Source organism: Allosphingosinicella sp. (genome assembly GCF_036387215.1).
In the GTDB taxonomy this organism is placed as follows: Bacteria; Pseudomonadota; Alphaproteobacteria; order Sphingomonadales; family Sphingomonadaceae; genus Allosphingosinicella.
Map to the genome: position 1 here is coordinate 1 of NZ_DASVUE010000231.1, position 6,458 is coordinate 6,458.

Sequence of the window (6,458 nt, forward strand, 5' to 3'; positions counted from 1 at the left end):
AAGCAGGACGAAAAGAAGCACGAGATCAGCGAGGACGAGCGCAAGCGGCTCGAGACCGAGGTCCAGAAGCTCACCGACGAGACGATCGGCGAGATCGACGCCGCGGCGGCCGCGAAGGAAAAGGAAATCCTTCAGCGGTGACATCGAATGCAGCCAGTGCTGTGTCGCAGCCGGGTGGCGGTGGTGCCGGAGTGCCGCGCCACGTTGCCATTATCATGGACGGCAACGGCCGCTGGGCAAAGGCCAGGGGCCTGCCGCGCGTAGCCGGCCATCGCCAGGGCGCCGAAGCGGCCCGTGCGGTGCTCCGCGCTGCGGGCGAGGCCGGCGTCGAATGCCTCACGCTCTACGCTTTCTCATCCGAGAATTGGCGGCGGCCGGAGACCGAGATCAACGACCTGATGGGGCTTCTGCGGCTCTACATCAGCGCCGAGCTGAATGCGCTCCACCGCGAAGGCATCCGGATCAGGATACTCGGCGATCACAGGGCCTTCCCGCCTGACGTTGCGAAACTGGTTGATGCCGCCGTTGCGAAGACCGCGGGGAACAGCCGCATGACGCTGGCGATAGCGCTTAATTATGGGTCCCGCGCCGAACTCGTGCACGCCGCGCAAAAGCTCGCCGCTCGCGTCTCGGCGGGCGAGATCGAGCCCGAGCGGATCGACGAGGCGATGCTCGATGCCTCGCTCTACACCAGCGACCTGCCGCCTCTCGACCTCCTGATCCGCACGTCGGGCGAGCGCCGCCTGTCGAACTTCCTCCTCTGGCAGTCCGCCTATGCCGAGCTCCTGTTCGTGGACACGCTGTGGCCCGATTTCGGCGGCGACGAGCTCCGCGCCGCGCTGGCCGACTTCGCCTCCCGCGAACGCCGTTATGGTGGCCGGTGACCGGAGACGCTGAAGACCCGATCAAGCCGTCGGACCTGCCGACGCGGTTCGCGGCGGGCCTGGCGATGGTCGCGGTGGCGATCCTCGCAATCTATGTCGGCGGCTGGCTGTTCCGCGCTCTGGTCGTGGCTGCGGCCGCCCTGATGCTGATCGAATGGGCTGACCTGCACCGCGTCGGCCGGCGCTGGGCCTATGTTTGCGCGGCGATCCTCGTCCTCTACCTCCTGGCCGTCCCCGAATGGCTGTTCCCCGTCGATGAGATGGACGACGTGGTCACCACCGAAAGCTTCATGCCCGCCTGGACCGGTTTCTCGATCGCGGCGGCGCTCGCCATCGTCAGCGGGCTCGTCGCCCGGCGGCTCACCATGTTCGGCGGCTTCCTCTACATCGCCATCCCCGCCTTTGCCCTGATCGTCCTCAACTGGATCTGGTTCGGGCTCGTCTTCTGGGCGATGGTGGTCACCTGGGCGACCGACATCTGCGCCTATTTTGCGGGTCGTTCGATCGGCGGACCGAAGCTCGCGCCGCGGGTCAGCCCGAACAAGACCTGGGCGGGCCTGATCGGCGGCATCGCGGGCGCTGCGGTCTTCGGGTACCTCACGGCCTACTTCCTCGATCTCGGCTCCCCCTTCCTCTACATCGGCGGCGCCATGGCCGTGATCGCGCAGGCGGGCGATCTCTACGAGAGCTGGGTGAAGCGCCGCGCAGGCGTCAAGGACAGCGGCACGATCCTGCCGGGCCATGGCGGCGTGCTGGACCGGCTGGACGGTCTTCTGCCCGTGGTCCTCGCCACTCTGGCCTTGCTGATGGCGGGGCAATGGACGGGCTGAACAGCGCTAAGCGAAGCGTCACCATCCTCGGCGCCACCGGTTCGGTGGGGAAGTCCACGCTGGATCTTATCGGCCGGAACCGGGACCGGTTCGACGTGCTGGCGCTCACCGCCCACAGCGATGTCCGCGGCCTCGCCGGCGCCGCGATGCGCGCCGACGCCGCCCTTGCGGTGATCGGCGACGAACGCCTCCTTCCCCAGCTCAAGGACGCGCTGTCCGGGAGCGGCATCGAAGCGGCGGCAGGAGAGGCTGCCATCGTAGAAGCGGCGGAGGAGGGCGCCGACTGGACGATGGCCGCGATCGTCGGCTGCGCGGGCCTTCGCCCGGTCATGGCGGCGCTCCGCCGCGGCGGCACCGTCGCTCTCGCCAACAAGGAAGCCCTGGTCTCCGCCGGCGAGATCATGACCAGGGCCGCCGAGGAGAGCGGCGCGACCCTGCTCCCGGTCGATTCCGAGCATAATGCCATCTTCCAGTGCTTCGACCGGGCGCGGCCCGGCTCCGTGCGCAGGATCACTCTCACCGCGAGCGGCGGCCCCTTCCGCGACCGCAGCCGCGAAGAGATGAACGGAGTCACTCCAGCCGAGGCCGTCGCTCACCCGAACTGGGCGATGGGCGCCAAGATCTCCGTCGATTCGGCGACCCTGATGAACAAGGGCCTGGAGCTGATCGAGGCGTATCATCTCTTCCCGCTCGGGCCCGAGGCGTTCGACGTGGTGGTGCATCCGCAGTCGGTGATCCATTCGATGGTGGAATATGTCGACGGCTCGGTGCTTGCGCAGCTCGGCTCGCCCGACATGCGAATTCCGATCGCCTATACGCTTGCCTATCCGGAGCGGATGGAGACGCCTTGCGAGCGGCTGGACCTCGTCCGCATCGGTTCGCTCGACTTTCGCGAGCCGGATCTTGAGCGCTTCCCGGCGCTCGGCCTCGCCAGGGCGGCGCTGAGGGAAGGGGGGGCGAAACCCGCCATCCTCAATGCCGCCAACGAGGTCGCCGTTGCATCATTTCTGGACAGCGGCGTCGCTTTCCTCGATATTGCTGAAATCGCACGCGAAACGCTCGCATGTTACGATCCGCCCGCACCGGCCTCGATCGACGAGGTGCTGGAGGTGGATCAGGAAGCCCGGCGCCGTGCCCGGGATATCACGAGGACGTACCTGAATTGAGTGCAAGCAGCCCAGGCCTGCTGATGACGATCCTGAGCTTCCTGCTCGTCATCGGGCCGCTCATCTTCATCCACGAGCTCGGCCACTATTTCGCTGGCCGCTGGTTCGGCGTGAAGGCCGACGCCTTCTCGATCGGCTTCGGCCGGGAGATCGCCGGCTGGACCGACAGGCGCGGCACACGCTGGAAGGTCGGATGGCTGCCGCTCGGCGGCTATGTGAAGTTCAAGGGGGACATGAACCCCGCGAGCCAGCCGTCGAAGGAATGGCTGGCCCTCCCGCCCGAGGAGCGCAACCAGACCTTCCAGGCAAAGCCCGTCTGGCAGCGCTTCATCATCGTGGCGGCAGGACCGCTGACGAACTTCCTGTTCGCGATCCTCGCCTTCATGGCCATCTTCGGCACCATCGGCGTGCCGACGACACCGGCACTGGTGACTGCAGTCGAGCAGGGTGCCGCGGCCGATCGCGCCGGCTTCCTCCCCGGCGACAGGATCGTGGCCATCAACGGCCGCGGCATCGAGACCTTTGCCGAGCTGTTCGATCAGATCCGGATCCGCCCGGACCAGGAGTTGGATTTCACGATCGAACGAGGCGGCCGCACAATCGAGATCACTGCCAAGACCGATTCACGCGTGGAGCGCGACTCGTTCGGTAACGAGGCGCGGATCGGGCTCCTGGGAGTCCACGGGGGATCGATCGGCCTTAAGAAGCTGCCTCCAACCGAGCTGGTCGGCGCCTCCATCAGCCAGACCGCAAGCACCGTTCAGATGATGGTGGTGACGCTAGGCCAGGTGGTGACGGGCCAGCGATCGGTAAAGGAAATGGGCGGGCCGCTGAAGGTCGCCCAGTTCTCGGGCCAGCAGGCGAGCCTCGGCTGGCTTCCATTTTTCTGGTTCATGACCATCATCTCGATTAATCTGGGATTCATTAACCTCTTGCCAATCCCGTTGCTCGATGGCGGCCACCTGCTCTTTTACACGATCGAGGGAATTCGCAGGAAACCGCTTCGGCCGGAGGCTCAGGAATGGGCGTTCCGGACGGGTTTGGCGGCTTTGCTTGCGCTGATGATCTTCGTCACTCTCAACGACTTAGCGTCTTTCGGGGTCTGGACGAAGCTTGGCGGGTTGATCGGTTGACGATCATCGGGCAGGGCATCCGCGGCAGGGATGGCGGCCGGATTTCGATCCGGCCTTTGATTTAGAGGGCGGGGACGCGTGAAAGCGATCATTGGATTTTCCGGCAAAAGGCGGCTGTGCGCGGCACTGCTCGTCGGCACCATGCTCGGCGGCGGCGCTGTTCCGGCCCTTGCTCAGACGGGCGCCGCTGCTGCGCCGCAGGCCGCTGCCACTGCTCCCGCCGCGCAGGCCGCGCCTGCCGCGCCGCTTCCGGGATCTGGCACGATCCGGCAGATCGTCGTCACCGGCAATCAGCGGCTCGAGCCTGAAACCGTCATCTCCTACATCAAGCTTCGCCCCGGCGAGCTCTACACGCCCGAGCGCGGTGACGAGGCGCTGAAGGACCTGTTCGCGACCGAGCTGTTCGCCGACGTGGGCATCCGCTTCACGGACGGCGTCGTCGCCGTCGAAGTCCGCGAGAACCCGGTGATCAACCGGATCGTCCTCGAAGGCAACAAGCGCATCAAGGACGACAAGATCACGCCCGAAATCCGGCTCGCCGCGCGCCAGATCTTCACCAGGTCCAAGGCGCGCGCCGACGTTGCGCGCATCATCGAGCTCTACCGCCGCCAGGGCCGCTTCGCCGCCAGCGTCGAGCCGAAGATCGTCCAGCTCGAACAGAACCGCGTCGACGTGGTGTTCGAGATCAAGGAGGGGCCGAAGTCGAAGGTCCGCCAGATCAACATCCTCGGCAACGAGAAATTCTCGGACAGCGAACTGCGCGGCGAGATGCTGACCAAGCAGGCCCGCATCACCAGCATCCTCAGCGGCAACACCAGCTACGATCCCGATCGCCTCGCCTTCGACCAGCAGAAGCTCCGGCAATTCTATCTGACCAAGGGCTATGCCGATTTCCGCGTCGTCTCCGCCGTGGCGGAGCTGACGCCGGACCGGCGCGACTTCATCATCACCTATGTGGTGGAGGAAGGCGCGCGCTATAAATTCGGCGACGTGAAGGTCGAAAGCGCGATCAGGGACCTCTCGTCCGAGCGGTTGGCGCCTGTGCTCCCGATCAAGAGCGGCGACTGGTACAACGCCAAGGAAATCGAGGACACGGTCACGCTCCTCAACGAGACGGCGGGCCTGTTCGGCTACGCATTCGCGAAGGTCGATCCCGATTTCTCCCGCGACCGCGAAAAGCTGACGATGAGTGTCACCTTCAAGGTGGCCGAAGCGCCGCGCGTCTATGTCGAGCGGATCGACATCAACGGCAACACCAACACCCGCGACAAGGTGATCCGCCGCGAATTCCGGCTGGTTGAGGGCGACCCGTTCAATACCATCCAGGTCAAGCGCTCGCAGGACCGGATCCAGTCGCTCGGCTATTTCCAGGAGAAACTGGAAGTCACGCAGGAGCAGGGTTCCGGCCCCGATCGCGTCATCCTCGGCGTCGACGTCGAGGAAAAGGCGACGGGCGAGCTCCAGCTGTCGGCCGGCTTCTCGAGCCTCGAGCGGTTCCTCGTCAACCTGTCGATCCGCCAGCGCAACTTCATGGGCAAGGGCCAGGAGCTGCGGGCGAGCGTCAATTATTCGAGCTATTCTAAGTCGGTGGAGCTGGGCTTTACCGAGCCCTATCTGTTCGATCGCAACATTGCGGTGGGTGTCGACCTATACCGGCGCGATCTTTCGAACTTCAACTATATCGGCAACAACGAGCGCAACACCACCTACAAGCAGACCACCACCGGCGGTCAGCTGCGGACCGGCATCCCGATCACAGAATATATCTCGCTCGCAGGCCGCTACAGCCTCAACCTCGACGACATCACTCTGGATCGGGACCTGTTTTTCAGCGATCCTGATGGGTCGGGGCCGCTGCCCTCAGTCTGCGATCCGCTAAGGGCCGGACGCTATCTTTGCGATGCTGTGGGCAAGCGCACCACCTCTTCGATCGGCTATTCGCTCGCCTACAGCAACCTCAACAACAGCCTCAGGCCGACGCGCGGCCAGCGGCTTGTGCTCAGCCAGGATTTCGCCGGCCTCGGCGGCGACGTCAAATATCTGAGGACCCGAATCAGCGGCGCCAAATATTTCGACGTCGGGCGCGGCTTCGTCTTCTCGACGAGCCTCGAAGGCGGCCACATCCTGAGCTTCGAGCATGAGAACCGGCCCGGCGTCGATGCGGTACGCATCACCGACCGCTTCTTCCTCGGCGAGCCGCAAATCCGCGGCTTCGACATTCGCGGCGTCGGCCCCCGGGTCCTGCGCACCCCCTATACCGATCTGAACGGCACGCTCAGCACGGACAAGCGGCAGATCACCGACGACGCGCTCGGCGGCCGCATGTACTATCTGGGCCGGGCGGAGCTCGAGATCCCGCTCGGATCGTCCGGTCGCGAACTCGGCCTGCGGCCCTCGCTGTTCGTCGACGCCGGCGCTTTGTTCGGGCTGAAAGACCCCACTCCA

General features: G+C 65.4%; 6 protein-coding genes. All 6 read left to right on the forward strand.

Annotated elements, in window-relative coordinates; all coding sequences use genetic code 11:
* Window positions 1–141: ribosome recycling factor (locus tag VF662_RS09020; RefSeq protein WP_464140073.1), on the forward strand; the 141-nt coding region annotated here is incomplete at its 5' end.
* The gene (locus VF662_RS09025; protein WP_464140065.1) at window positions 138–884 is read left to right on the forward strand and encodes an isoprenyl transferase; all 747 of its coding nucleotides are present in this window, start codon (window positions 138–140) and stop codon (window positions 882–884) included. The genes VF662_RS09020 and VF662_RS09025, both read left to right, overlap by 4 nt.
* The gene (locus VF662_RS09030; RefSeq protein ID WP_464140067.1) at window positions 881–1,714 is read left to right on the forward strand and encodes a phosphatidate cytidylyltransferase; all 834 of its coding nucleotides are present in this window, start codon (window positions 881–883) and stop codon (window positions 1,712–1,714) included. Before VF662_RS09025 ends, VF662_RS09030 begins: the two co-directional genes overlap by 4 nt.
* Complete coding sequence (locus VF662_RS09035) at window positions 1,702–2,880, forward strand: 1-deoxy-D-xylulose-5-phosphate reductoisomerase (protein ID WP_464140069.1); 1,179 nt, start codon at window positions 1,702–1,704, stop codon at window positions 2,878–2,880. The genes VF662_RS09030 and VF662_RS09035 overlap by 13 nt, the downstream gene beginning before the upstream one ends.
* Before the next feature lie 23 nt (window positions 2,881–2,903).
* Window positions 2,904–4,013 carry an RIP metalloprotease RseP gene (gene rseP / locus VF662_RS09040; RefSeq protein ID WP_464140071.1) on the forward strand — a complete coding sequence of 370 codons (1,110 nt, stop codon included), beginning with the start codon at window positions 2,904–2,906 and terminating at the stop codon, window positions 4,011–4,013.
* 141 nt (window positions 4,014–4,154) lie between these two features.
* On the forward strand, window positions 4,155–6,458 hold a 2,304-nt coding region (bamA, locus tag VF662_RS09045; RefSeq protein WP_464140075.1), incomplete at its 3' end, for an outer membrane protein assembly factor BamA.